The sequence below is a fragment of the Sphingomonas arenae genome, from assembly GCF_016924655.1.
Lineage (GTDB): Bacteria > Pseudomonadota > Alphaproteobacteria > Sphingomonadales > Sphingomonadaceae > Sphingomicrobium > Sphingomicrobium arenae.
Window position 1 is genome coordinate 680746 of sequence record NZ_JAFFJU010000002.1, and the last position, 22412, is coordinate 703157.

The 22412-nt window shown below is 66.7% G+C and carries 29 protein-coding genes and 1 tRNA gene; 7 read left to right on the forward strand and 23 right to left on the reverse strand.

What is annotated here, in order from left to right:
* Window position 1: 1 nt before the first annotated feature.
* The 15 genes from JT720_RS09450 to JT720_RS09520 form a co-directional block, all read right to left on the reverse strand.
* Complete coding sequence (locus tag JT720_RS09450) at window positions 2-2302, reverse strand: DUF2460 domain-containing protein (RefSeq protein WP_205481022.1); 2301 nt, start codon at window positions 2300-2302, stop codon at window positions 2-4.
* On the reverse strand, window positions 2299-2865 hold the full coding sequence (locus tag JT720_RS09455; protein ID WP_205481023.1) for a tail tape measure protein: 567 nt from the start codon (window positions 2863-2865) through the stop codon (window positions 2299-2301). Before JT720_RS09455 ends, JT720_RS09450 begins: the two co-directional genes overlap by 4 nt.
* Entirely contained in the window at window positions 2855-3064 is a 210-nt protein-coding gene (locus JT720_RS09460; RefSeq protein WP_205481024.1) for a phage tail assembly chaperone, read from the reverse strand. The genes JT720_RS09455 and JT720_RS09460 overlap by 11 nt, the downstream gene beginning before the upstream one ends.
* Before the next feature lies 1 nt (window position 3065).
* Complete coding sequence (locus tag JT720_RS09465; RefSeq protein WP_205481025.1) at window positions 3066-3377, reverse strand: GTA-gp10 family protein; 312 nt, start codon at window positions 3375-3377, stop codon at window positions 3066-3068.
* Window positions 3374-3781 (reverse strand): phage major tail protein, TP901-1 family, encoded by a 408-nt coding sequence (locus JT720_RS09470; protein WP_205481026.1) that lies wholly within the window; start codon window positions 3779-3781, stop codon window positions 3374-3376. Before JT720_RS09470 ends, JT720_RS09465 begins: the two co-directional genes overlap by 4 nt.
* A 2-nt stretch (window positions 3782-3783) precedes the next feature.
* Window positions 3784-4170, reverse strand: a complete 387-nt coding sequence (gp17, locus tag JT720_RS09475; RefSeq protein ID WP_205481027.1) for a tail completion protein gp17 — start codon at window positions 4168-4170, stop codon at window positions 3784-3786.
* Window positions 4167-4373, reverse strand: coding sequence for a hypothetical protein (locus JT720_RS09480; RefSeq protein ID WP_237219819.1), 207 nt, complete (start codon window positions 4371-4373; stop codon window positions 4167-4169). Before JT720_RS09480 ends, gp17 begins: the two co-directional genes overlap by 4 nt.
* The gene (locus tag JT720_RS09485; protein ID WP_205481029.1) at window positions 4370-4696 is read right to left on the reverse strand and encodes a phage head completion protein; all 327 of its coding nucleotides are present in this window, start codon (window positions 4694-4696) and stop codon (window positions 4370-4372) included. Before JT720_RS09485 ends, JT720_RS09480 begins: the two co-directional genes overlap by 4 nt.
* A complete protein-coding gene (locus JT720_RS09490) occupies window positions 4696-5220 on the reverse strand; it encodes a head-tail connector protein (RefSeq protein WP_205481030.1) in 525 nt (174 codons plus the stop codon). The genes JT720_RS09485 and JT720_RS09490 overlap by 1 nt, the downstream gene beginning before the upstream one ends.
* Window positions 5220-5501, reverse strand: a complete 282-nt coding sequence (locus tag JT720_RS09495; protein WP_205481031.1) for a phage fiber-tail adaptor protein — start codon at window positions 5499-5501, stop codon at window positions 5220-5222. The genes JT720_RS09490 and JT720_RS09495 overlap by 1 nt, the downstream gene beginning before the upstream one ends.
* A gap of 164 nt (window positions 5502-5665) precedes the next feature.
* On the reverse strand, window positions 5666-8068 hold the full coding sequence (locus tag JT720_RS09500; protein ID WP_205481032.1) for a right-handed parallel beta-helix repeat-containing protein: 2403 nt from the start codon (window positions 8066-8068) through the stop codon (window positions 5666-5668).
* Window positions 8069-8137: 69 nt separating this feature from the next.
* On the reverse strand, window positions 8138-9259 hold the full coding sequence (locus tag JT720_RS09505; protein WP_205481033.1) for a phage major capsid protein: 1122 nt from the start codon (window positions 9257-9259) through the stop codon (window positions 8138-8140).
* Between the two features lie 82 nt (window positions 9260-9341).
* On the reverse strand, window positions 9342-9755 hold the full coding sequence (locus tag JT720_RS09510; protein WP_205481034.1) for an HK97 family phage prohead protease: 414 nt from the start codon (window positions 9753-9755) through the stop codon (window positions 9342-9344).
* Complete coding sequence (locus JT720_RS09515; RefSeq protein ID WP_205481035.1) at window positions 9745-10068, reverse strand: DUF6127 family protein; 324 nt, start codon at window positions 10066-10068, stop codon at window positions 9745-9747. The genes JT720_RS09510 and JT720_RS09515 overlap by 11 nt, the downstream gene beginning before the upstream one ends.
* Window positions 10065-11174, reverse strand: a complete 1110-nt coding sequence (locus tag JT720_RS09520) for a phage portal protein (RefSeq protein WP_205481036.1) — start codon at window positions 11172-11174, stop codon at window positions 10065-10067. Before JT720_RS09520 ends, JT720_RS09515 begins: the two co-directional genes overlap by 4 nt.
* A 392-nt stretch (window positions 11175-11566) precedes the next feature.
* Here JT720_RS09520 and rpsF point away from each other — a divergent pair, with 392 nt between their 5' ends.
* The 4 genes from rpsF (at window position 11567) to JT720_RS09540 (ending at window position 13577) form a co-directional block, all read left to right on the forward strand.
* On the forward strand, window positions 11567-11986 hold the full coding sequence (rpsF, locus tag JT720_RS09525) for a 30S ribosomal protein S6 (RefSeq protein WP_205481037.1): 420 nt from the start codon (window positions 11567-11569) through the stop codon (window positions 11984-11986).
* A gap of 3 nt (window positions 11987-11989) precedes the next feature.
* Window positions 11990-12214 (forward strand): 30S ribosomal protein S18, encoded by a 225-nt coding sequence (rpsR, locus tag JT720_RS09530; protein ID WP_192586849.1) that lies wholly within the window; start codon window positions 11990-11992, stop codon window positions 12212-12214.
* A 13-nt stretch (window positions 12215-12227) separates the two neighbouring features.
* The gene (rplI, locus tag JT720_RS09535) at window positions 12228-12836 is read left to right on the forward strand and encodes a 50S ribosomal protein L9 (protein WP_205481038.1); all 609 of its coding nucleotides are present in this window, start codon (window positions 12228-12230) and stop codon (window positions 12834-12836) included.
* A gap of 159 nt (window positions 12837-12995) precedes the next feature.
* Window positions 12996-13577 (forward strand): hypothetical protein, encoded by a 582-nt coding sequence (locus JT720_RS09540; protein WP_205481039.1) that lies wholly within the window; start codon window positions 12996-12998, stop codon window positions 13575-13577.
* Between the two features lie 44 nt (window positions 13578-13621).
* Here the strand turns inward: JT720_RS09540 and JT720_RS09545 are convergent, their stop codons facing one another.
* Window positions 13622-14272, reverse strand: a complete 651-nt coding sequence (locus tag JT720_RS09545) for a glutathione S-transferase family protein (protein ID WP_205481040.1) — start codon at window positions 14270-14272, stop codon at window positions 13622-13624.
* 35 nt (window positions 14273-14307) lie between these two features.
* Entirely contained in the window at window positions 14308-14799 is a 492-nt protein-coding gene (locus JT720_RS09550; protein WP_237219818.1) for a DUF6456 domain-containing protein, read from the reverse strand.
* A gap of 86 nt (window positions 14800-14885) precedes the next feature.
* On the opposite strand from JT720_RS09550, the gene JT720_RS09555 reads away from it, so the two are divergent.
* Together JT720_RS09555 and JT720_RS09560 are read left to right on the forward strand one after the other, a co-directional pair.
* The gene (locus tag JT720_RS09555; protein WP_205481041.1) at window positions 14886-15449 is read left to right on the forward strand and encodes a helix-turn-helix domain-containing protein; all 564 of its coding nucleotides are present in this window, start codon (window positions 14886-14888) and stop codon (window positions 15447-15449) included.
* Window positions 15450-15679: 230 nt separating this feature from the next.
* Entirely contained in the window at window positions 15680-15832 is a 153-nt protein-coding gene (locus tag JT720_RS09560) for a hypothetical protein (RefSeq protein ID WP_205481042.1), read from the forward strand.
* A gap of 15 nt (window positions 15833-15847) precedes the next feature.
* Here the strand turns inward: JT720_RS09560 and JT720_RS09565 are convergent.
* Window positions 15848-15923, reverse strand: a tRNA-Val gene (locus JT720_RS09565).
* A 65-nt stretch (window positions 15924-15988) separates the two neighbouring features.
* A complete protein-coding gene (locus JT720_RS09570) occupies window positions 15989-16900 on the reverse strand; it encodes a helix-turn-helix domain-containing protein (protein WP_205481043.1) in 912 nt (303 codons plus the stop codon).
* A gap of 153 nt (window positions 16901-17053) precedes the next feature.
* Here JT720_RS09570 and JT720_RS09575 point away from each other — a divergent pair, with 153 nt between their 5' ends.
* Window positions 17054-17365 (forward strand): hypothetical protein, encoded by a 312-nt coding sequence (locus JT720_RS09575; protein WP_205481044.1) that lies wholly within the window; start codon window positions 17054-17056, stop codon window positions 17363-17365.
* On the opposite strand, the gene cysQ is transcribed toward JT720_RS09575, so the two are convergent.
* The 4 genes from cysQ to bioB all read right to left on the reverse strand — a co-directional run bounded on the left by cysQ (window position 17317) and on the right by bioB (window position 22079).
* On the reverse strand, window positions 17317-18144 hold the full coding sequence (gene cysQ, locus JT720_RS09580) for a 3'(2'),5'-bisphosphate nucleotidase CysQ (RefSeq protein ID WP_205481045.1): 828 nt from the start codon (window positions 18142-18144) through the stop codon (window positions 17317-17319). The two genes, JT720_RS09575 and cysQ, sit on opposite strands and share 49 nt — an antisense overlap.
* Window positions 18145-18241: 97 nt before the next feature.
* The gene (locus JT720_RS09585; RefSeq protein WP_205481046.1) at window positions 18242-19021 is read right to left on the reverse strand and encodes an SDR family oxidoreductase; all 780 of its coding nucleotides are present in this window, start codon (window positions 19019-19021) and stop codon (window positions 18242-18244) included.
* A gap of 140 nt (window positions 19022-19161) precedes the next feature.
* Entirely contained in the window at window positions 19162-21096 is a 1935-nt protein-coding gene (locus JT720_RS09590) for an ATP-binding protein (RefSeq protein ID WP_205481047.1), read from the reverse strand.
* Window positions 21093-22079, reverse strand: a complete 987-nt coding sequence (bioB, locus tag JT720_RS09595; RefSeq protein WP_205481048.1) for a biotin synthase BioB — start codon at window positions 22077-22079, stop codon at window positions 21093-21095. Before bioB ends, JT720_RS09590 begins: the two co-directional genes overlap by 4 nt.
* Between the last annotated feature and the right edge of the window lie 333 nt (window positions 22080-22412).

Genomic DNA, 22412 nt, shown 5'->3' on the forward strand with positions numbered 1-22412 from the left:
CTCAGCCCTCCCGCACTTCCACGAGGGGCACGCTCGCAGCTTCCCCTGCGCGAAAACTTGCTCGATTGATCTCCAGGCGGTCTTCCGCGAAGCGCACCGGCACGTCGAACAGAAACCCTGCCCGGACCTCCGCGCCCGCAGGCGGCGGCGAGTCGAACTGGATGATCCCTGCTTGATCCAGACTCCAGTCGGTGACCAACTCCTGGCGATCCACGGAGACGCGAACGCTTCCGGGCGATGGACGAGTGATCCTCCGGCTCTCTCCTCCGCCGTAGCTTTTCACCAGAGGGAACCTGACCTTCGCGCCGTCTCCTAGACCCAACAGCTGGTCCTCGGGGCCAGCCTCGTCCGTCATCCCGCTGGAACTGAAATCGTAAGGGTCTCGAAAGCGGAAGCCGATCGCGCTCCCCCGCCTTGCCCTGAAGAATGCCAGCAAGGTCTGCATCTCCGCATCCCCCCGCACACCGGGGCCCGCGTCGAACCGCAACTTGGCTTGGCTCCAGTTCACGTTTCGATACTCATGGCCGCTGGCGCTGGTCACGACCGCGGTCGAAAATTGGGGCGCAACGCTGGCCTCCGCCCCGATCTCGATCGGGAACAGCACATCGTCGAATGCTTGCACGTCATCGTCCTTGCCAAAGATGGTGAGGCCGTCGCGAACGACTTGAGGAAAGGCCCAGAGAAATACTTCCGCGACCCCGCGCCTCCGCGCATCCTCGGCCGCGATCAGCACCTCGCTCCATTGCTCCCGATCCTCCGGTCGGGCGACGAAGCCGCTGAGATAATGCTGCTCACCGGGCGAATAGCCGAGCCGAGCGGCGGCGCGTTCGACCTCGGACCGCCGCTTCGTCCGGCGCCCTGCAGTTACCCACTCGTAGTCTTCCAGCTGCAGCACATCGAAAGCGGGCCTGCCCCAGCCCAGTGGCAGGTTAGCTCGTCGAAGCTCGGGAGCATCGCGGGAGAGAGATCCTGGCAGATAGGTCAGCAGCAGCGTCGAAGCCTCGGCATCCACCTGCTTCACGCCGGCGGCAATCGTCGCGGTGGACTGCGCCAGCAGCGCGCCCGCTCGATCGAGGAACGCACACTCTGTCTCGCTCTTCGGCCCACGGACGTCAGGGATATGGACGGCGTTCGCGCCCCATGCGGCCCGTGCAGCAGGGTCGTAGCAGCAGATTTCGTGATCGGGGGTGACCCACCACCATGGCTCCCCCACCTGAACGCGGACCGGCATCCCCGCCCGCTGAGCAACACGCGCCAGCGACTGAGCTACCGTCTTGAGGTAACCGATGGCCTCCACGCTCGCAGGCGAGACCAGTGTCGACGGTGGCTGGTAGCCAGTGGCGGCCGCGCGACCCGCCCAGTCCCGCTGCTTCCAGTCGTCGGGGCAAAACATGTCCAGGATTTCGTACGAAAGTGACCAGATCACTCCGTACCCACGTCGCTGCGCTTCCCTTGCGAAGGCCTCGTGCCAAGCCAGAGCGGGTCCGTTCATCGCGCGCGCAACCGAGACGAGCCCATCACCGCCCAGCGCGAAATAGTGGCTCATGCCCACGTAATGGGTGATCAGCTTCCGGAACCCCAGCCGCTCGATGCTGTCGACGACCCGCTCGGGCGGGAGGTGGTACATGTCGTCGTACGCCGTGCAGATCCGAAGTTCGTGCTCGGGCACCATGGCATCATTGATCGCCAGAACGCTTCCCGATCCCTCGCAGCGGATGTTCCGCAGGGCGAGCCGCGCCTCGATCGGCTGCTGGAAGCGGACCTCGCTTCCGCCCTCATACCCGGGCGGCACAAGGCTGATGAACATGCGATCGATGTCGCCAGGGAACACTCGGTCGGCATCGTTGGGGAGAGAGAACCCGCCGTCCAGCTGGTCGAAGTCCAGCCGGATCGTCGCGGCGGTCCCGCCTCCCTGGGCATAGTTCCACAGACGCACATACCAGCTGCGCGCCTGGCCTTCGGCGTCGCGGCCCTCAATCGTCAGCGTCGGGCCGTTCACCGCGTCGAGCGGCGCCACGCCCGTCGACTCCCACTCGAAACTGAGAGTGCAGTGCGAGTAGTCGCGCTTCAGTTCCCTTCGGTGCGCGGGATGCGCATGCCGATCCTCACTTTCGAAGATGAGCCCGACGAGGTCCCCGCGGCGCAGGAAGCTGGCATGCGCGACGATGGAGTGCGCATCCTCGCCCGCCACGACACTGGCCATGGCTCCGCGCGGGAAGTCGACGACCCAATGTCGTGGATCGAAGCGCTTCACCCAGGTGCGGTCCAGCGGCGCATCCGCGCGGGTGAACCAGTGCTTCATCGGTCACTCGCCAGGATCGCCGAACGGACGGCCCGGGCAATCTGCCGTGACGACTGCCGCATGACCTGGGGCTCAGACGCGCCGGTGGAATGCAGCGCGATCGACACCCGCACGTCCTTGCCCCCGCCGCGCAAGGTCTCGACCCGACCGGATGAAGACGGGACGAACAGTTCCGGTCCGCGCTCGCCGACCAGATAGGGTCGGCCTTGGTTCACCGGCCCGCCCGTGGCTCTGCCCGGAAGCCCCAGCAGGCTTCCCCCGAGGCTTGCAAGCACGCCCCCGAGACCCGCGCCGCCACCTCCACCAGCGCCTGCGAAGAGCCCACGCAGCGAGGCCGCCGCAATGTCACTCATCGCCGACAGGGCTGCCTTCTTCAGGTCATCGAACCCGAACTTGCCGCTGGTGACCGCGCGCGCCAGCGAACCTTCGATCAGGCGCCCGGCCCGTCCCGCACCAGCTGCGAGCGGACCCTCCAATTCTCCCCGCATGGCGGAAACATCCCGTGCGAAAGCAGAAGTGTCCGCCCGTACGCTGATGACCAGTCTTTCAATCTCATCGTCCATTCTGGCTTGTCCCGTCGTCAGGAAATTGTTGCAGGAGCTCTGACAGCATCTCGCGCGATGCGAGCGGAACATCGGCTTCGTTCGCGGTGAGGCACGCCGCCAGCTCGGCCGGGGTGCTCATCCAGAACTCGCCGGGCCGCCATCCCAGCAGTTGAGCCGCCGCCCCGCACAGGCGGGCAGCGCCCTTGCCGAAGGTCATGTCATCGTCCCTGCAGGATCTGGCCTAGGAGCAACCGCAAGGCGGGAGTCGTCCGGCTCAGCCCCTGCTCGACGACTGCCTGACCGATGCGCTCACGGGTGATCGCAGGGGGGCGTTCAGCCGAGAGATGATCGAACAAGGCCGCAATCTCCTGCAGCGTCAGTTTCCCCTCGGCTGCGCGTTCGACCAACCCGAACAGGGAACCGAGTTCCTGCTCCGCCGCGACCAGCGCCTGGAACGACGGCCGGAGAACCAGCATCTCACCCCCGACTTGCAGGGTCGCTTCGCCCCGATGCGGGTTGCCGCCGCTCACAACGGCACCACTGGGCCGCTGCTTTCCAGGGCAAGCGTGTAGTTGCGTTCTCCGTTGAAATCCCCGGCATACTCCAGGCGGGTCACGAGGAACTTGCCCCGCATCCGCTCGCCGCTCTCGAAGCTCAGTTCATAGTCCTGGATGGTCCCCTCGAGCGCCAGCGACCGGACCTGCAGTTCCGCCGAGCTTCCGGTGAAAATCCCACTCGCCGCTACCGAGACCGATCGGACACCCGCTCCCGACAGCAGCTCGCGCCATCCTCCGCTGCCCTTGTTGGTGATTGCCACCGCGTCCCCCGAAATGGACATCTGGGTGGTCTTGAGCCCCGCCACCGTCGTGAAGCCGGGGCTCGCCCCACCACTCCCGATCTTCAGCAGGAAAGCGCTTCCGCGTTCCGCAGCCATGGTCATTCTCCTTGTTCGTTCGAAAGAAGTCGTGCGCGGTAATCGAGCGCCGCAGCCCACGGGCCGGACACGTCGCGCACCAGGCGTCGCTTGACGAAGCGGAAGCTCACCAACTGCCAGTCGGTCACGGGTCCGAGGCTGCCCAGCGCCGCATCCGCCGCGTCGGCGAGCCGTTGCAGCCGGGTGGGCTGGTCATCCCACAGCGTCAGCGCGACGAGAACTTCCCGGCCCACTCCGCTCTTGTGGCTCCAGTCCTGCTCGGTCCCGGCATCGACAACTGCGTAGGGGAACGGTGCCCGGGCCGGCGGCCCATCGTAGGTGCCGGTGAGCTCAGGCAGAGCGGACAACGCCCGGACCGCTGCACCCTGCAGCTCAGAACCCGCGCTCATCGTCTGTTCCGCCCCACAAATCGCAGAGAGGAATCTTCCAGCCAGCGCCGGAGCAGGCCCTCGCCGGTGACCTCGACTGCGTCACCTGTCACGCGGACGTCGGCCTGCGAGAGCTGCAACGCCAGCGTGTCCCGCAGCTCAACGATCCTCGCATCCCGGGCCGCAATCACGACCTCGGCCGCGCGTTTCTCCAATGCTTTCAACTGCGCACCTCCTCGCACTTGAGCGTCAGCCGGTCAGGCAGCCTCGGGTCAAACAGGAGCTGGCGAACCATCAGGAGCCGCCCCTTCCAGCGCACCCGCTGGTCGACCGCGATCTCATCCCGCATCCTGATCGACACACGAAAGCGCGGCATGGCGCTCAGGCTCATGCCCTCGGCCTCCGCTCCCACCGCGTCGAACACCACGGCGGCGAGGCAATCCGCGAACCGCTCCCAGCCGCCGTCCCGCAGTCCGGCGGCAGATCGCACCGCAACTTGCCGCTCGAACGTGATCCGTTCCCGCAGCGTGCCGGCGAACTCGCCCATCAGCGGAGCCTCAGCCGGCGATACGGTCGCCACAGCGCCGTTACCGCCGCGGGGGGCTCCCCACCGGAGCCGTCGCGGCTGGCGAACAGATGAGCGACGAGGCGCAGCACGCCCTGGCGCAGAGGCTCGGGCACCTCGTTTCCGTCCGACGCTAATCCCGCAGTACCGCGAACCACCCCGCGTTCCCCGGCAGCGATCCTGACCCACCCCTCGCCACTGCGGTCGATGTTCGTGCTGTATTCGCCCGGCACCAACGCCTGGTGGACACCGGCCGCATCTACTCGCTCGACGCCTTCGATGGACCGGACCGGCGCAACCCGAAGCTGCTGCCACCCGCCGTTCCCCACCAGCTCCTCTTCGAAGGAGCGCGCGACCACTACCTGGTTGAGAAACGCCTCACACAGTTCCGTTGCGGTGCGGATGAGCCCCGCGAGGATCGCCTCCTCCTCCCCGGTCTCCACCCGCACGTACGCCTGCGCCTCGCTCACCGAGACCGCAGGCAATGCCCGTCCAAGCCACCCCATCAGCGCTTCTCCACCCGAAGCACGACCGAGCGGCTGTCGCGCCGGCCACTTGCGGTGGTCACCAGGTTCGACACCCGATAGGTCTTGCCAGGCTCGCCGCCGGCGACTTGGACGCTGGTCGTCAGCAGGTCGAACGCGCTGCTGGCGATCGACACTCCTCCGGGTTCATCCGGGCTGACGGCCCAGCTGCTCGAGGCGAGGGCATCCCCCGCCAGATAGTCTGCGCCCCAATCGACGGCATAGTCGAGCAGGGCGTCGGGATCCTTCAACAGGAACGACATTCACGATCTCTCTTCAGGAGGGAGGAGGCCTCAGCGCGGTTCCGGAGTCAGTATCCGGTCTGCTGTTGGCGTGGTCCGGCGCTTGGGCGGTGTTTTCGACGGATTGCCCTGTCGGGGTGGTTGCGCGATCGCGGCCTCGCCCAGCGCGTAAGGAACCCCGCTCATCAGGCGGCCACCGCTTTCAACACCGCGAAGTTGAGCACGAGCGACTCGGCAAGTGCCCCCGCCGACCTGTTCCGCAGCTGCATTCGACAGGTTCCCGCGCCCACCGCAGTCACGGTCAGATCATAGGCATCGGCTGAAGCTCCGGAACCGATCGACACGACCAACACGTCGCCGACAGCGATGCGGTCGTTCGTCAGGACGAAGCTGACCGACCCACCGCTCTCCACTGGAGCGTTGTGCAGAGTGATCTGCCCGCACGTCTTGTTCAGCGTCACCGGCGCCGACTTGGCCCCCGCCTGGGCGACGACCCCGCCAGCACCCGCGGCATAGCCGATCGCCTCTCCGCCGGAGAGCGCTCCATAGAACGGTCGCCAGATGCCCGGGCTACCCCCGGTCACACATTGCCACCCCACGGGGGAGCCAGCGGCCGGCGCACCGTTGAATACGATCGCGCCCTGCATCCACGGCCCGCTCGCCGGGGCGGCATTGGCGATCGTCACTGTCCGGTCGATGATCCCCAGGCCCTCGACGAAGTTCACGCGGTGCGGACCGATCTGCCGCGTCGTGTTCGGCCCGGTGATCTCGAAAGGGCACAGACGGCTGTTCCCCGAGTTCGCGTAACGGAACCACAGATTGGAGCCGTTCCACGCCAGGTCGTATCCAAGCGGCGCCTGCGCGTTGTGGGTGAAGCTCAGGTGGCGATCGCCGCTGCTGACGACCAGCGTCTTGACGCTGCTGTCGCGGGTGGCGGAGCCGACCCCGCCCGGCACCATCAACGAACCGCTGAGGTTCCGCAGGTGCACTCCCGTCCCGGTCACGTCGGCGGCATGGGTACCGCCCTCGATCAGGGTCGGCGCGACCGTCTGTGAAGGGTTCTGGTCGCCTTCCGTGTAGCACCCGCTGAACAGGTTTCCGGCGTTGGGATCGTCCGTCAGGATCGCTCCGCCACACCGAAACACCGCGCCCGCCGACCACGCCGCGATCCCGTTGTAGCTTCCCCCCGGCTGCACATAGCCCCAGCCCTGGTTGTCGGCCGCCGATCCGCTCGGAGGATTGGCCGAGCACCAGGCTTCCTGGCCCACCCGGACGTAGTAGCGATTGCCCTGATAGGTGCAGGCCGTCGGAATGCTCCCGGCCGCGCCATCCCAGCCGTTGGCCGACAGGTGCACGCCAAAGTAGCTGTTCCCGAGAAAGCTGCTGTCCCACACGCCCCACTGCCGGTTGGAGCTGAAGTCGCAGCTCACGACCGTGCACGCGTTGGCGTCCGCGCTATCCAGGAACACACCGTTCCGGCAACCCGTCACTCGCACCTTTTCGATGCGAGTGCAGTTCACATTGCCCTCTGCACCGGCGCCGGCCCCCGCGGCTGCTAGCGCATGGATGCCGTTCCCCTGGAAGCCGCTGATCGCCACCTCTTCAATGGTTGCACTCGCCCGCAAGTGGATCCCGTGCCACTCGCCTTCGGCGCCGGCATAGCCTCCGCTGAGCGACAAGCGGCGGATCACCGAGCCATTGGCGCTCTTGCCGGCAGGCCGGATGGCGGACGCTCCGGACGTATTCTCCCGGTGCACGCGGATACCAGTGACGCCGGCGGGAAATTTCAGGATGGTCCCGAACCCGCCGGGCTGGCCGACGCCCTCACCCTCGACCACGAACGTACCATCGGTCAGTTCGATCGTTCCCGCGAACTCGAAGCGGCCCACTGAAAAGCGGATGCGCTCCAGCGCCTGATAATAGGTGCTGACATCAGTGGCGCGCGAACGCAGCGCACCACACATGGCATTCCACGCCGTGATGTTCGCCGCGCCCTTGCCCGTACCTGCCGACACCCCGAACCAGCTCGGGTTGACCGCCCCCTCGAACTGCCGGACCCATGCGCCCTGCGCGCCGCTCGGATCGCTCACCGACGCGACATACAGCCCCTGGTGCGGGTCGGCCGACACCCGCACGGAATGGTTTCCGCTGCGGTAGATGAACACGCCTTCCCGGCCCGCCTCGGTCAGCAGCCGCACGTCTCCGACCTGCCCCTGGAGCGCTGCGAGTTGGCTCCGGTCCTCCACGGACGAAGACTCGCCTTTGCTGGAGTTCTCCACCCGGCTGAACCACTCGGCCGCGGCAACCACCGCGACCGTCTTCATGCCACCGCCAAACTCCGTCAGCGTGCCGTCGATCGGGTCGCGGACGATACTGCCGTCCGGCTGCAGCGTGCCGCGTCCAATCTCCCGGTCCGCAGGCCGGTCGACGCTCTGAATGCAGTAATAGAACTGGTCGCCGGGGCTTAGCACCTCGGCAAAGCTGGAAAAGCCCTGCACCGCCGCCCCGGGCACGATCGGGCCGATGCCGGCCGTGGTCGTGAACGTCCGGACCAGGTCGCAGAAACGGGGCGTGAACGGGACAGTCATCCCTTCTCCCTTCTTGTGATCTCAATGAAAGAGCGGGGCTCCGGCACCATGCCGGAGCCCCGCCGGGCGTCAGGCGAACTTCAGCAGCTTGATGGCTTCCGAGTTCACGACCTGGCCGCCAACCCGCTTCGTCGCGTAGAAGTAGACGTACGGCTTGCGGGTATAAGGATCGCGCAGGATGCTGGTCTCGCCGCGCTCCGCGATGATGTAGCCGGCCTTGAAGTTGCCGAAGGCGATCGACAGGCTGTTCGCACCGATGTCCGGCATGTCCTCGGCCTCGACCACCGGATAGCCGAGCAAAGTCGATGGCTGTCCCGCCGCCAGCCCCGGCTGCCAGATGAAGGCCCCATCGGCCGTCTTCATCTTGCGCACCGCGGCCGCAGTCGCCGAGTTCATCACGAACACGGCGCCCTGGCGGTACGGCTGCCGCAGCGACTGTACCAGGTCCACCAGCTTGTCCTGCGGGTTGGTCGCCGGGAACGCGCCCGCCACGCCCGTGCCGATCGCCTGCAGCGTGCCCATCGGCCGAGCGCCGTCCGCCGTCGCGGCGTTCGGCGACGACAGGAAGCCTAGCGGCTGGTTGGTGCCCGTCCCCTTCACGAACGCCGCGCCTTCGGCCCGGGCGAACTCGGTCGCGATCTCGTTCGCCAGCCAGTCCTCGACGTCGAACATCCCGTCGTCCAGCATGTGCTGCGAAGCCGCGGGATTGGCGTAGAGCTCGCCGCTGGCAGGCACGATCTCCGTGAAGCTCGGCGTGCCCGTCTCCGGCCGCGTCGCCTCCAGCCCGACCCAGCCCGACGGCGCACCGCCGGTCGTGATCAGCTTGCGATAGTTGCTGCTGCCGACCCGCACCACGTTGGCGATGGCGCGAATGGGCGAGATCGCCACCAGCGCCCGGTCGATCCGCTCATCGATTTCGCGCGGAATGGCGAAGCCACCCGCTCCCACCGTCGCATTGTCGAGCGACTTGGCTTCCAGCCCGCTCTCGATCCCCCGGCGCAGGAAGCGCTCCACGAACGCGCTCGTCTCCGCCGACTTCACGCCGTCCAGCACCGGCCGCGCACCGGCGATCATGCCCTCCGCGACCCGCGATTTGAGCAGTTCCAGTTCCTCGCGCAGGGACATGCCCGGCGCCTCATTCTCCAGCGCGTCGAACGACTGCTCGAGCGCATCCGCCTTCACTTCCACCATTCACCACTCCCTTGATTGACGGCACAGCGCCGCCTCGACCCCGGCCTCAGACCGGAGCCCCAAGCTCCAACTTGTCTCCTGTTCAGCCCTCGACCGCGTGGACCCGCGCCAGCGGCTGCATTGGATTGGCCACGACACTGACCTCGATCAGGTCCAGGTCCATGAGCTCGCGCACGCCGTCCCGCCGTGCAGACCGCCGCACGCGGTATCCGAAGCTCAATCCATCCACCGCACGGCCGCGCACCATGGAAGCGATCCACTTCCCTCGCTCGCCGCCGCCCACGCGCCCGATGACCCGCAGCCCACGTCCGTCCTCGACGATCTTCTCGATCGATCCGATCACGGCGCCGGTCTTGTGCTGCCACAGCAGCGGCACCGGCCCGCTCCGCGCCAGCGATCGGGCAAACGCTCCGCGCCGCACCACGTCACCGCCATTGTCCACCCGGTCGAACACCGCCGCATAGCCGGCGAAGCGGACCGTCCGCTCACGAGCCATGGATCAGGCCCGTCAGGTCCAGCTTTACCGCCATCCCGATCAGCACCGATGCCAGCGCCACGCGCAGGATCCAGCTCAGCACCGCCTGCCACGCACTTCGCTTGGCATCTCGCCACGCGCCGAGCAGCTCGCGCAGCTCGTCCATGTCCCGCCGCGCCCGGTCGTCGTCGAGCCCCAGGCTCGCAAGCGCCCGCTGGGCGCCCGTTTCGCTGGCCTCTTCCACCAGCGCCCGCAGCGTCACAATGTCGACCACGCGTCCGTCCGCCTGCGCCATCAGCTGCGTCAGCAGCTTGTCACCCGGAACCGACGTCATCGCTCCTGCTCCTTTCGATAGCCGAGCAACTCGCGTTTCTCCGCGTCGCTCAGGAAGTTCGCCGCCCCGACCTGCTGCCAGAGCCGCTCGCGGTCCTCCGCCAGCTCGCTCAGCTGGTCGACGTCCGCGCCAAGCTTCACCTTCCCGAACCAGGTCGACAGCCCCGCTCCGATCCCGTCCAGAATGCGCTGCGTCAGCGGCAGCACCGTCTGCCGGTACAGCGCCCGCCCCGCTTCCCGCATGTTCGCATAAGCCGTATCCCCGGGCAGCCCGAGCAGCGCGGGGGGCACGCCGAAGGCCAGCGCGATGTCCCGCGCCGCAGCCTCCTTCAACGCCACGAAGTCCATGTCCGCCGGCGTCAGGCTCATCGCCTGCCACTTCAGCCCGCCTTCCAGCAGCAGCGGCCGCCCTGCATTGTCCGACCCGGAGAACTGCCGCTCCAGTTCGTCCCGCAAGCGCCCGAACTGGTCGCTGCTCAGCATGGACCCGTCCACCGGCTCGTAGACCAGCGCTCCCGACGGCCGTGCGGCATTGTCCAGCAGCGCCTTGTTCCACCGCGTCGCCCGATTGTGCACCGCCGCCGACGCGATCGCTGCATCCATGCAGCCGAGCCCCAGATGGTCGTCGGTCGGATTGAGGGACTTGAGGTGAATGACCTGCGCCCGCCCCAGCGCGTCGCGTGCCGCGATCTGCATCGCGCGGCTTTTCACCTTGTAGCTGTACGCCGCCGGCCAGCCCCGCTGGTCCAGTTCCAGGCTGACCCGCTCCGGCCGCAGCGGGAAGAGCTCGTGCACCCCGCCGTCCCGCCCCACGACGCACTGCAGGAACGCGTTGCCATGCAGCAGCAACTGCGCGGCCACCGTCTCCATCAGCCCGGCACGGCCGACGAGGTCCGCAACCTGGTCCTTGCCTTCCAGCGCATAGACCGGCAGCGCTCCCACTGCGCCCGCCACCATCCGCACCGCCCGTTGGCCAACGGGATTGTTGACGTAAACTTCGCTCAGCCGCGCGCCATAGCTCCGGGGCACCGCCTCCACCTCACCCGACAGCCACAGCGGCACCGCAGGCCGCGGAGCCTCCGCCGCCTTTCGCCCGAACCAACCCATGCTTGGATCCCCTCCGCTCCGGGCAACAAAAAAGCGGGCCGCACCGCAGTGCTCCCGCTTGCCGCCGAGGCCCTCAGCCCCGATTCGCCCAATATCCACTTATGTGCCCGAACAGCGTGACGATGTCAACGCTTTTCTCTCCTATCTGGTTATATCTCTCTTTCGGTCACCCTGAGCAGCTGCCGCAGGCAGCGTATCGAAGGGCACGGCAGCAGCTTCCAAAGCATGTCGAAGGGCTGGCCCGAACACCTTGCATTCCCCACCCACTTCCGTCATAGGCGCCCGCATCCGGGGTCAGGCGGCTCGCCTAGCCCCGGCTTTGCATTGGAAGACAGCCGGAGGGGCGTCCGCATGGGGCGGCGTCAGCGATCGGCCAACAGATGAGAAAACGCATGCCGCTGTACGAGCATGTTTTCCTCGCGCGTCAGGACTTGGCCCAGGCCCAGGTCGATGCGCTGGCGGAAAACGCGGCGACGATCATCACCGAGAACGGTGGGACGATCGCCAAGACCGAGACTTGGGGCCTTCGCAGCCTCGCTTACCGCATCGCCAAGAACCGCAAGGCGCATTACGTGCTGATGGACATCGACGCCCCCGCGGCGGCCATGGCCGAGCTCGAGCGTCAGAGCGGCATCAACGAAGACATCATCCGCTTCATGACCATCCGCGTGGAAGATCACGAAAAGGGTCCGTCGGCGATGATGCGCCGTTCCGAGCGTGACCGCGAGCGCGGCCCGCGTGGCGACCGCCCGGATCGTGGTGACCGCCCCGACCGCGCCGAGCGCGCGCCCCGCGAAGACGTGGAGGCTTAACCCATGGCCCGTGCATTCTTCCGCCGTCGCAAGTCCTGCCCCTTCTCGGGCAAGGACGCCCCCGCGATCGATTACAAGGACGTCCGTCTGCTTCAGGGCTTCGTGTCCGAGCGTGGCAAGATCGTCCCCAGCCGCATCACCGCGGTATCCACCAAGAAGCAGCGCGAGCTGGCCAAGGCGATCAAGCGCGCCCGCCACATCGGCCTGCTTCCTTATGTCGTGAAGTAAGGAGCACTTCGAAATGGAAGTTATCCTGCTGGAGCGCGTCGAGAAGCTGGGCGGCATCGGTGATGTCGTGACCGTCAAGAACGGTTTCGCCCGCAACTACCTTCTCCCGCGCAAGAAGGCGCTCCGCGCCAACGAAGCCAACCGCAAGGTCTTCGAAGCCAACCGCGCTCGCATCGAGTCCGAGAACGCTGAGCTTCGCTCGGCCGCCGAGGCCTCGTCCAAGGGCGTCGACGGCAAGACCGTGCAGCTCATCCGCCAAGCATCCAACACCGGCCAGCTCTACGGCTCGGTTTCGGCCCGCGACATCGTCGATGCGCTGGACGCCGAGGGCGCCAAAGTGACCAAGAGCCAGGTGGTTCTCGACCGCCCGATCAAGTCGATCGGCATGCACGAGATCCGCATTGCGCTTCACCCGGAAGTGGCCGTGACCGTCAAGGTCAACGTCGCCCGCTCGCCGGAAGAGGCCGACCTGCAGGCTCAGGGCATCGACGTCATGGCCCAGATGTTCGAGCGTGATAACGCCGGCTTCACCGAGGACTATGATCCGAACGCCGAGCCGGGCGCCACCGCGACGACCGGCGACGAAGCCGCTCCGGCCGAAGGCGACACCGCCGAGGCTTGAACTGCTACGGCATTTGGACCGTAAGAGGGCCGCCGGTTCACTCCGGCGGCCCTTTTCGTTTGGGCGCACGGCCTTCCGCTCATCGCATGTGCCCGGAACGGAGCGGCCCCACCCCTTGTTCTTCCCGAAGGAGCTTGAACGACCTGAGGAGGAGACACCATGAACCAGGACAACAACCAGACCGGTCAGCAGGGCTACGGCCGCGACCAGGAAACCGACCAGCAGAACCAGCAGCCGCAAGGGCAGCAGCAGCAACAGGCGCAGGGTTCGCAGCAGAATGCTCAGCCGATTGGCGGCAACGACAGCAGCACCGGCTCGGGCACGGCCATGACCTCCGGCAGCAGCACTGGCGAATTCTCGACCGGTCAGGCCAGCTACGGCAACAGCGGCGAGGGCGAGACCATGACACAGAGCCAGAACAGCTCGGACATGGGTCAGCAAGCCGACATGGGCCAGTCAAACAGTCAGCATGCGACCGGCGAAGGCATGCCGCTGGGAAGCGCTGGCGGCGGCTATGGCGGGTCGGGCAAGACACAGTCCGGGCGCCAGAGTGGCAGCGGCTTCGTCGGTTCGTCCTCGACCGACAGCGGCGAATATCTTCAGTCCAGCAGCGGCGACCAGAGCTTTGCCGAACAGGGCCAGGGCGCCATGGACGATGACGCCGATGACGGCGGCACGACCGACATCGAAACGGAGCGCAGTCAGGGCCGCGAGAACGATATCGAAGGGAGCTCGCTCTAACTTGAACCAGGCGGTCGGCGCTGCGCCTCACCGCGCTGCGCCGATCACGCCGCCTTGGCGCGCTCCAGGAAGGCGCGCTCCCGGGCGATCAATGGGGCGAAGGATGGTCGCGAGTGAATCCGCTCCGCAAACGCGGCGACCCGAGGATAACGCTCCGGATCGATCGCCACTTGCATATGTCCGAAGTTCACGAGCGGACTCGCCACGGCGATGTCCGCAAGCGTCAGGCGATCTGCGACCAGGAAGCCCGCGGCGGGAACGACCCGTTCAAGATAGTCCAGGATTGGCGGAAGCTCATGCTGCTCCGCCTTGTCCGCCAGCTGCAGGTCGCCGTCCCGCTTCAGGAACAGCGGCGCGACAACACGATTGAAGAACATCTTCGCGCCGCAACCCATGAGGATTGTATCGGCGAACTCCTCGAACCAGATCACCCTGCCGCGCGCCCGCGGGTCAGCAGGGATCATGGCCGGATCCGGGTGAAGCGCTTCCAGATAGTGGATGATCGCACTGGAGTCCGCCAGGCCGAAGTCCCCGTCGACGAGGGCCGGCATCTTCCCGAACGGGCTTGCGGCGCGGAACTCCGGATTGGTGTCGCCCACTCCGACCGGCCGCGACTCCAGCTCGATCCCCTTCTCGCTCGCAAACGCCAGGACCTTGCGCACGAACGGCGACATGGAAGAACCGTAGAGGATCATTGCTTACTGCCCCCATCTGAGCGGATTGGGATCTTCTAGCGCAAGCGGTAGTAATCGGCGACCCGATCCAGCGCGATGGTCAGGACCAGCTTTCCCGCCCGCGCCGGCCACCCGAGCGCAGTCTCCGCGTCACGCATTCCCTCGCCCGAGCAGACTACTCGCCACAGGATATCAGACAGGCCAGGGCCCGCTGCTCCGATTGCTGCATCAAAGCGCTGGCGTGCATGCAGCTGACTCTCGGCGGGTGCCACCGCAGGCGCCGCTCCGCCTCTGCCCCTCGACAGCGGAGCCGCATCCCACCGCATGGTCACGCGTGGCGCCAGCTGCGCACGCTCCCAGTCCGAGCGAAGCTGCTCACCCGCCTCATATTGCCGCGCGCTGATGTGCCCGCGCGACCGAAGCCAACCAAGCGGGGACTCGGTCGCATTAACCGTCACGGAGCGGATCGGCCTTCCAGCCTTGCCCGAGCCCGCCGACGGCTCCAACGACTGATCCGTAAGCAATCGCCCACCTTCCTGCCGCATCATCACCCTCCATTTTTGAGTCGAAGGGGGACTTGCCACAACGGCAAAGCTGTAGGACAGTAGAAAACCGATTTGGTTAGGGGGATGAATTGATCACGCGAATTCGCGAAGTGCGCAAGGCCAAGCGCATGACTTTGGACGACGTTGCCCGCGCCTGCGAGCCGCCGACCACGGCGCAGACGATCGGCCGGCTGGAGACCGGCACACGCACCGTATCCGTGGGCTGGCTCAACCGGATCGCGAAGGCGCTCGGCGTCGACGCCGCCGATCTCGTCGACCATCCGGAGCGGGACGATCTGGAAGTCGTCGCCATTCTCGGCGCTAGCGGACCCACCGCGCCCAAGCGCACGGTCCGCGTCCTCCCCCCGCGGAACCGCCCCGGGCAGATCGCCATCATGGTCTCCGCAAGCCTCGGCGACTACCGCTCCGGGGACGAGATCTGGTGCGAGCGACTTGCCCCGGAGGATTTCGCGCGGGCCCTGAACCGTGACGTCCTGGTTCCCCGCCCCGCCGGCCGGTTCCTCTTCGGCCGGCTGATCGGACGTGAAGGCGACAAGCTCCACCTCCTTCCGCCAGGGGCAGGCATGCGCCAGAGCGTCGTTACGGACCCGCCGTGGCTAGCGATGGCGGTGAAGCTCGTACGTGACCTCTAGTCTCAGCAGGGACCCGAAGAAGCACGAGGTCGTTCTCCCTGCGAACCGCAGGAAGCACCCATGTTCTTCTTCTTCTCCAACCGGACCGGCTGCCTCGGGTCGCTTGCGATCACCCTCCTCGGCTCACTGGTTTTGTTAGTGCTGTTCGGCTTCATCCGCCTCTAGCCGGCTGACAGGGAGCGAAACGGACGCCCTGCCGTTTCCACTTGGAACAGATTTCGGAGGAAGCCTTGACCCGCACGCCCATCAACGACCCAACCCCACGCGCCGCGACCAACGGCGGCGTGCGGCTGGCTGGCACCCTGGTGATCGCCGCGCTCGTGCTCGCCATCATCCTGCTCGCGCTGGACGTCATCACGTTCGAGCAGCTGGGCTTCTTCTAGAACCGGCCCGCGGCCTGGTGGGCGCTGACGGGCTCGAACCGCCGACCCTCTCGGTGTAAACGAGATGCTCTACCAACTGAGCTAAGCGCCCCAACCCAACTGTTCCAGGCCCGGGGCCGCCGCCACTGCCACGGCCGGCGGGCCAGGGCAAGCCGCTCAGACCAGGGCCAGCCCCGCTTCCGCAAAGAACTGACGGAGCGATCGGCTGGTCGCCGGTGCCATCTCGATGAAGATCCGCCGGCCGTCGTGCGGATCGGCACGTCGGTTGACCAGTCCGCGATCCGTCATGGTCTTGAGCCAGCGGAGCGCCGTCGTCGCCGGCACGGCAGCCGCGATACACAGGCTGGACACCGGCACACGGTGCTGCACGATCTCCGCCTGCAACAGGTCCAGCAGCATGTCCCATGCCGGGTCCGCGAACAGGTCCTCGGGCAGGAACTTGCTCCGCAGCCGCCGCGCCCGGATGATGGCCCGCACGGCATCGGGCGAAATCTCAGGCAGGTCGCCCGTCGGCGGAGCTGGCGTTCCGATCACGGGTGAGGGCCCGCTGCTTGCCGACAGGCGCGCTAGTGTGGCTGCGATCCGGCTCACCTCCTCGCTCAGCTGGCGGAGCCGCGCCGTGGTCGCGTCCGACGCGCTGTCCCGCACGCCCATGGAGCCGCCGCGCTCCGCCAGCGCGAGCGCCGCTGCCCGGTCCACGTCCGTCCCATTGATCACCAGTTCCACGTCGGGGCAGGTGATCGCCGCGATCACCGGATCGATCAGCTCCGGCACCGTCGAGACCACCGCGCCATAGCGCCCAGCCAAGACATCGGCATCGATCCGCTGAAGCAAGGCCTCGACCGCCTCGCTCACCGGACCGTCCAACTCGACCCACACCGTTTCCGCGCGGGCCGAATCCAGCCGCTCCACCGCCTCGGCGCTCAGCACGGTGCCGGCCGTTCGATCCGTTACGTCGAACGCCCGCTGGCCCCGCCAGATCGCGGCCTCGCTGTCCCCGATGATCAGGGCCGCAGGATACCTCGGGACAGACGAGAATGGGTGAAGGAACGGGGATGCTGCGGCCATGACTGAACCCATCGTCAAATGAAACCGAGCCCCCGGTCCTTAGCCGTGCGGGACTCACCGAGTTAGTGCTAATTTCGTCCGCTGCGGAGTGAGTTGCTAGACTGTTGCAACCCCGCATCGCCTCCTAAGCGACCAAATGCCCAAGGAGTTGTCATGCAGGATCCGTTTCCACCCTTGACCGGGCCCGCCGAGCGCGCGCGGCTGGTCCGCCGCCTCCGCTCGGCAGTCGGCGCAGCGATCCGCGACGGCCACACCGCAAGTGCGCAGAGCCCTGCCGCAGCCATCAAGGCCAAGCCGCTGCTCCATCGACTCGAACAGATCGGTCGCGAACTGGAGCAGATGGAAGCGGCTCCGGCGGGGGAAAGTTCCGGTGAACCTCATCCGTTCTGGATCGACCTCTTGACCCAGCTCGAGGCTCAAACTCCCTGCGGCAAGTCTCCGCCGCCCGAGAAGATTTCCAGGTAGGGATTGCAGGCCGGTGCCTCCCAGCCTGCCGTCGCGACGAAGGCGCGGTTGAGGAATGCCGACTTGCCGTAGCGCAGCGGACTTCCGTCCGGCCCATCGACCCGCCCGCCTGCGGCGAGCAGCACCGCATGGCCGGCCGCCGTGTCCCACTCGCTGGTCGGCGACAGGCGCGGGTAGATGTCGGCGCGCCCTTCCGCGACGATGCAGAATTTGAGCGACGAGCCGATCGACACGTGCCCGCAGCCCGGGCAGAGCGCGTCGAGATAGTCCGACGTGTTCTGCGTGAAGTGCGACTTGGACGCGACCGCGACCAGCTCGCTCCCGCGTTCCCGAGTGCGGATCGGCTGGCGTCCGCTCCCGTCCTCAAGCCAGGCACCCACGCCCACGATGCCGGCGTGCAGCCGCCCCGTCTCCGGCGCCAGCACCACGCCTAGCCGCGGCGATCCACCAGCGATCAGTCCAATGTTGACGGTATAATCGTCGCCCCCACGCACGAACTCCTTGGTGCCGTCCAACGGGTCGACCAGGAAGTAGGTGTCGTCGTGAGCCGGAATCCGACCCGCGGCGACCTCCTCCTCCGCGATCACCGGCACGCCCGGGGCGGCGCGGGCAAGCGCGTCGAGGATGATCCGCTCCGCGGCCCGGTCCGCCTCGGTCACCGGCGAGGCGTCGCCCTTGTGCTGCACGTCGAAGCCGCGGCGGCGGACCAGAAGGATCGCCTCGCCCGCCTCACGGACGGCAAGGGAAAGGGCCTCGAGCAGGTCCGCGTCAGCGCTCATCCTGAGTAGCCGCGCTGCGACGTATCGAAGGACCTGCCTGCCGCTTCGATACGGAGGCTGCCCCTCCTACTCAGCGTGAGCGGACCGGGGATACCCCTCACTTCGGCGCCATCCGGATCCCGCCGTCCAGCCGCACATGCTCCGCATTCATGTAGCCGCTCTCGATCATGAAAACCGCCAGCTGCGCATATTCCTCCGGCCGGCCGAGCCGCTTCGGGAACGGCACCTGCGCCGCCAGCGCCTCCTGCACCTGCGGCGGCATCATGGCTACCATTGGCGTCTTGAACACGCCCGGCAGGATGGTGTTCACCCGCACGCCCTCGTTCATCAGGTCGCGGGCGATCGGCAAAGTCATCGCAAGCACGCCGCCCTTGGATGCCGAATAGGCCGCCTGCCCGATCTGCCCGTCCTCGGCCGCAACGGAGGCGGTGTTGATGATCACGCCCTTCTCGCCATCCTCCAGCGGTTCGGCATCAACCATGCCCGCCGCGGAGTGCGCGATGCATCGGAAGGTGCCGATCAGGTTGATGCCGATCACCAACTCGAACTGGTGCAGCGGATACTTCTTGACCTCTTTCGTCTCGCGGTCCCGCCCGACGGTCTTCACTGCGTTGGCAACACCGGCGCAGTTGACCAGCACCCGCTCCTGGCCATGCGCGGCACGAGCCTGCTCGAACGCTGCGGCGACCTTCTCGTCGCTGGTCACGTCGCACTCGCAAAAGATGCCCCCGATCTCGCCTGCGACCTTCTCTCCGCGCTCCTGGTCCCGATCGAAGATGGCCACCTTCGCCCCCTTCGCCGCCAGCGCCCGCCCCGTCGCCTCGCCGAGACCCGAAGCGCCGCCGGTAACCACTGCCGCAATGCCGTTGATGTTCATCTGCGAGTATCTCCCAAATCCGCTCGCCCTGAGCTTGTCGAAGGGCCATCCCTATCCTGCGAGTCATTGCGAGAAGCGAAGCGACGAAGCAATCCAGAGTGCGCGCAGCTGGATTGCTTCGCTACGCTCGCAATGACGACCTACTTCTCCGCCGCCTCCACCCGAGCTAGCACCGCCTCCACCTGCACCTGCGCGCCAGCCTCCACGTTCAGCTCCGCCACCACGCCGTCGAACGGAGCCACTAGTCCATGCTCCATCTTCATCGCCTCGAGCGTGAGCAGGCGCTGGCCCTTGGTCACTTGCTCGCCGGCAGAAACGTCCACGCTGGTCACCTTGCCGGGCATGGGGGCAATGAGGGCGCCGTCGGACAGGGCGGCGCCAACCTTTCCCCGCGATGCGAGGGCGAAGTCGAAGTATGCTCCATCCTCGAAGACCGTGATCTCATCTGTGTCCTTGATCGACCCGGTGCTTGGCTCCCACTCTGTGCCGCGGTCATACAGGCCCATGTCGAACTCGATGGGAACAGCCTGCCCGTTCCATTGCACCGTAACCTTGAACGACGGCGCTCGGTTGAGCCTGAATCCGGACAGCCCCCGATCAAAACGCAAGGTTCGATGGTGGTAGCCGGATTCATCGGACCAGAGTGCGGAGATAAAGTGTTCCGCTACCTCTTGGAGGAGATCGTCGCTTGGCTTCGGATGCGCAGTCAAGTCGTCGGCGTGCTTGCCAATAAAGCCGGTCGTAACCCTGCCGTCCCGAAACTCTTCGGCATCACAGAGGCGAGCGAGAAACCACGCGTTTGTTCGCACAGGATGGCATGCCACGCCTGCGCAGGCGTCCGCGAGATCATCGAGCGCCGTCATGCGATCTCTTGAGTGCACGACCAACTTAGCGATCATCGGATCGTAGAATGGTGAAATCTCGTCACCCTCTTCCACGCCGGTTTCAATCCGGACGTCGGCGTGGTGCGGACGCTGCGGCAAATAAAGATAATCCAGCTTGCCCACACTTGGCAGAAACCCCTTCGCCGGGTCCTCCGCATAGAGCCGCGCTTCGATCGCCCAGCCGTTGATCGACAGCTCGTCCTGTCGCTTCGGCAGCGGCTCGCCACTGGCGACGCGCAGTTGCCACTCGACCAGGTCCTGCCCGGTGATCTCCTCCGTCACCGGATGTTCGACCTGGAGGCGGGTGTTCATCTCCATGAACCAGATGCGGTCGGCGCGCAGGCCCTCGCTGGCGTCGGCGATGAACTCGATCGTGCCCGCGCCTTCGTAGTTGACCGCCTGTGCCGCCCGCACCGCCGCGCCGCACACCGCCTCCCGCGTCGCCTCGTCCATGCCCGGCGCGGGCGCCTCTTCGATGACCTTCTGGTGCCGCCGCTGCAGGGAGCAGTCGCGCTCGAACAGGTGGACGACGTTGCCGTGGGCATCGCCGAACACCTGCACCTCGATGTGACGCGGCGAGAGGATGTATTTCTCCAGCAGCACAATGTCGTTGCCGAACGAGGACGCCGCCTCGCGCTTGCAGCTCTCCAGCGCGTCCATGAACGCGGCCGCCTCATCGACGCGCCGCATCCCCTTGCCCCCGCCGCCCGCGACCGCCTTGATCAGCACCGGATAGCCGATCGCATCGGCCTCGGCCTTCAGCCGCTCCGGCGACTGGTCCTCGCCGAGATAGCCTGGGGTCACCGGCACGCCCGCGTCCGCCATCAGCGTCTTGGCCGCGTCCTTCAGGCCCATCGCGCGGATCGAATCCGGCTTCGGCCCGACCCACACCAGCCCGGCATCCAGCACCGCCTGCGCGAAGTCCGCATTCTCCGACAGGAACCCATAACCCGGATGAATTGCCTCTGCGCCAGTCTCCTTCGCTGCGGCAATAATCCGCTCACCGACCAGATAGCTCTCCCGCGCCGGGCTCGGTCCGATATGCACCGCCTCATCGGCCATCCGCACATGCAGCGCCTTGGCGTCCGCATCCGAGTGGACCGCGACCGTCCGCACCCCAAGCTTCCGCGCGGTACGGATGATCCGGCACGCGATCTCGCCCCGGTTGGCGATGAGGAGGGAGGTGATCACTCGGCAGCCTCCAGTGTGCGCATCGGCTCCTCCGCGTCCATCGGCTTCAGCCCGAGCTTGGCGAACAGCGCCGCATCCCTGCTATCCCCCGCATTCGCCGTGGTCAGCAGCTTGTCGCCGGTGAAGATGCTGTTCGCCCCCGCTAGGAAGCAGAGCGCCTGAGTCGCCTCGCTCATGCTCTCCCGCCCGGCGGACAGCCGCACCATCGATCGCGGCATGGTGATCCGCGCCACCGCCACCGTCCGCACGAACTCGATATCGTCGATCAGCCGCTCGCCCGCGAACATGTCACCCAATACCGTGCCCTTGACCGGCACCAGGGCGTTCACCGGCACGCTCTCCGGGTGGCGCGGCAGGGTGGCGAGCGCGTGAATGAAGCCGACGCGGTCGTCCCGGCTCTCGCCCATCCCTACGATCCCGCCACAACAGACGCTGATCCCGGCGGAGCGCACCTCCTCCAGCGTGTCCAGGCGATCCTGGAAGGTCCGCGTGGAGATGATCTCGCCATACTTCTCCGGCGAAGTGTCGATGTTGTGGTTGTAGTAATCGAGCCCGGCGTCCTTCAACTGCCGCGCCTGCTCGCCGGTCAGCATGCCCAGCGTCATGCAGGTCTCCAGCCCCATCGCCTTCACCCCCGCGACCATTGCGCAGACCTTGCCCATGTCGCGGTCCTTGGGACTGCGCCACGCTGCCCCCATGCAGAACCGCTGCGAGCCCGCGGCCTTCGCCTCGGCCGCCGACGCGAGCACCGCTTCCACGTCCATCAGCTTGCTCGCGCTGACGCTGGTTTCCGCATGCGCCGACTGCGAGCAATAGCCGCAATCCTCCGGGCACCCGCCCGTCTTGATGGAGAGCAGGGTGCAAAGCTGCACCTCCCCCGCCGCATGGTTGGCGCGATGCACTTCCGCCGCGCGGAAGAGGAGCTCGGTGAAAGGCAGGTCGAAGAGCGCGGCGATCTCCGCCCGGGTCCAATCGGTACGCATCACTCAGCTATCCATCTATGGGGGAAGACAGGTCGTTCGCCTTGGCTGTAACGTGTTGCGAACTCCACCGCCTGCTCTTCAGACCAAGAAAGTTCGGATGGCCAGAAGACGTACCTTCTCCAACCTCGCGGCACCGGTCCGGCGAAGTCTGGCGTCACGGCATAGTGCGCTGTTCGCACGATCTTGTCTCTATCATCGAAGCAAACATCAATTACCCGGAACCGGCTCTTCAAAGGACTCTTGAAAAGCAAGGCTCGCCCTTTCTGCCGTTCTACTACAATGTCGTCTCCGGTCTGCTTGGCCGTGTGCAGCGCATGTCGGAAAGTCGCTTCG